This is a genomic window from Aequorivita vladivostokensis (assembly GCF_000952855.1).
In the GTDB taxonomy this organism is placed as follows: domain Bacteria; phylum Bacteroidota; class Bacteroidia; order Flavobacteriales; family Flavobacteriaceae; genus Aequorivita; species Aequorivita vladivostokensis.
Genome location: NZ_JSVU01000024.1, coordinates 1 through 658 on the forward strand (window position 1 = coordinate 1; position 658 = coordinate 658).

The 658-nt window shown below is 43.6% G+C and carries 1 protein-coding gene and 1 pseudogene; both read left to right on the forward strand.

What is annotated here, in order from left to right:
* Nucleotides 1-85 precede the first annotated feature (85 nt).
* Nucleotides 86-388, forward strand: a pseudogene (locus tag MB09_RS16500) (transposase); the annotation flags it as partial.
* Between the two features lie 17 nt (nt 389-405).
* A partial coding sequence (locus MB09_RS16305; RefSeq protein WP_205618103.1) for a hypothetical protein occupies nt 406-658 on the forward strand: 253 nt, incomplete at its 3' end.

Consider the following 658-nt stretch of genomic DNA (forward strand, 5'->3'; position numbering starts at 1 on the left):
GGGCATTAAAAGCTACATTCCGCCCCACGGAACTTACAAAGGCGGCCCCGAAGACTTTAAATATATAAAAGAAGGTAACTACTGGCTGTGCCCACAGGGAAAGAAAGTAACCTTCCGCAAGCAGAAACTTGAAAAAGGCACATTAAAGGATAATTATTTTACAAAACGAAGTGATTGCAAGGGATGTCCCATCAAAGAAAGCTGTATAGGTAAAAGCCACGAGAAGCGGATCAATATCACGGCTTACCGGGAAGAATAGGAACGCAACATAGCGAGAATAAAAAGCCCCACTGGCCGGTATCTAAAAAGCAAACGGCAAAGCACCGTGGAGCCTGTCTTTGGAACCCTCAAGGAGTTTATGGGGCTTCGCAAGGTCAATACCATTGGCATTAAACAGGCCAATAAATGCATGCACCTCTCGGCAATGGCCTACAACCTCAAGAAATACCTCAAGTTTATCCAAAAACGCGCAAAGAGCGGGGCGGAAAGCCTGGTTTTATATTTTTTGCCAAAAATAGTGCTTCAGAATGTAGCATGGCATTTTTTAAAGGCACCAAATTTGGTTCATTCTCAAGCCTGACCAAAAAAGCAAGGCCGCTTAAAACGGCTTATATTGGTTCAGATCTAAAAAAATTAAGGGGTTGTGCAACGGTTACCG